Origin of the sequence: Ideonella azotifigens, from assembly GCF_006519715.1 — a bacterium.
Taxonomy (GTDB): Bacteria; Pseudomonadota; Gammaproteobacteria; order Burkholderiales; family Burkholderiaceae_C; genus Ideonella; species Ideonella azotifigens.
Map to the genome: position 1 here is coordinate 1 of NZ_VIDT01000886.1, position 1,903 is coordinate 1,903.

Genomic DNA, 1,903 nt, shown 5'->3' on the forward strand with positions numbered 1-1,903 from the left:
GGTGCCGGTCTTCCGCATGCTGTGGCTGGCCTGGCTGACGGCCAACATCACCATGTGGATGAACGACGTGGCGGCCGGCTGGCTGATGACCACGCTGAGCACCAGCACCACGATGGTGGCGCTGGTGCAGGCCGCGTCCACGCTGCCGGTCTTCCTGCTGGGCCTGCCCAGCGGTGCGCTGGCCGACCTGCTCGACCGCCGCCGCTACTTCGCCGCCACGCAGCTGTGGGTCGGGCTGAATGCCGCAGTGCTGGCGGTCGTGGCGCTGGCGGACGGCATGAACGCCGGCCTGCTGCTGCTGCTGACCTTCACCAACGGCATTGGCCTGGCGCTGCGCTGGCCGGTATTCGCGGCCATCGTGCCGGAGGTCGTGCCGCCGCATCACCTGGCCGGCGCACTGGCGCTCAATGGCGTGGCGATGAACCTGTCGCGCATCATCGGCCCCATCCTGGCCGGCGTGCTGCTGGCTTCGTTTGGCAGTGCCTGGGTGTTCGTCACCAACACGCTGCTGTCGCTGCTGGCCTTTGTCATCATCCTGCGCTGGCAGTCGCAGCAGAAGCGCCAGAGCGCGCTGCCGGGCGAACGTTTTGTCGGCGCGATGCGCGTGGGCGCGCAGCACGTCTGGCAGTCGCCGCGGCTGCGTGGCGTGCTCACCCGCATCTTCCTGTTCTTCCTGCATTCGGCCGCGCTCTTGTCGATGCTGCCGCTGGTGGCGCGGCTGCTGGGCGGCGGCGCGCACCTGTTCACCGCGCTGCTGGCCTGCCAGGGCGCGGGCGCCATCACCGCGGTGATGCTGTTCCCGCGCTGGCGCGCCCGCTTCGATGCCTCGCGCTTCATCACCTGGGGCCCGGCTGCGCATGCCGGGGCCACCCTGCTGGTGGTGGTGGCGCCGCATCCAGCCGTGGCGATGTTGGCCATGTTCGTGGCCGGCATGGCCTGGATCTCGACCGCCAACACGCTGACGGTGGCCGCCCAGATGGCGCTGCCCGACTGGGTGCGCGCCCGCGGCATGGCGATCTACCAGATGGCGCTGATGGGCGGCACTGCGGCCGGCTCGGCGCTGTGGGGCCAGGTGGCCGAGCACCTGGGCGTGCGCTGGAGCCTGACCGCCTCGGCGCTGTTCGGCTTGGCGGTGCTGGCGGTGGTGCGCAAGCGCGAGCTGCCCAGCGCCGCTGAGGACCACAGCCGCGCAAAGCCATTCAGCGCACCGAACCCGGCCATTGACATCGATCCCGACGAAGGTCCGGTGATGGTCACCGTCGAGTACCTGATCGACCCGGCGCGGGCGGCCGAATTCGCGCGGGTGATGCAGGACACCAAGCGCGCACGGCTGAGGCAGGGCGCGCTGTCCTGGGGCCTGTTCCGTGACAGCGAGCGGGTGGGCCGCTACGTCGAATATTTTGTTGACGAGAACTGGGTTGAACACCTGCGCCGTCAGGAGCGATTCACTGCCGCGGACGCGGGCCTGCGCGCGCAGCGCCTGCAGTTCCACCTCGGCGCGCACGACCCGGTTGTCAGTCGCTACCTGGCCGAGCAAGCCACCTTGTAGTGCTGGCCGAGCAGGCCACCTTGTCAGGCGCGAGCCTGCGAAGCCAGGCTTGTGCAGTCGAGAAGCCCGCCGCGCCCGTTGATTCGCCGAGGCTGCGAAGATCCACCCCTTGACCGGCCACCCGCCGCCATTGCCATGTTCGACTACGCCAATCCTTACCCCAGCGCCCGCCTGCCGGTGTTCGCGCGCAACGTCGTCGCCACGTCTCATCCGCTGGCTGCGCAGGCAGGGCTGAAGCTGCTGGCGCAGGGCGGCAACGCTGTGGACGCGGCCATTGCCGCCGCCGCCGCGATGACGGTGCTGGAGCCCTGCAGCAACGGCCTGGGCTCGGACGCCTTCTGCATCCTCTGGGAC

Annotated in this window: 2 protein-coding genes; both read left to right on the forward strand. The window is 70.0% G+C overall.

The features are described from left to right. Position 1: 1 nt before the first annotated feature. Positions 2-1,549, forward strand: coding sequence for an MFS transporter (locus tag FKP22_RS28870; protein WP_141291580.1), 1,548 nt, complete (start codon positions 2-4; stop codon positions 1,547-1,549). 135 nt (positions 1,550-1,684) lie between these two features. Then, a partial coding sequence (locus FKP22_RS28875; RefSeq protein ID WP_211361646.1) for a gamma-glutamyltransferase occupies positions 1,685-1,903 on the forward strand: 219 nt, incomplete at its 3' end.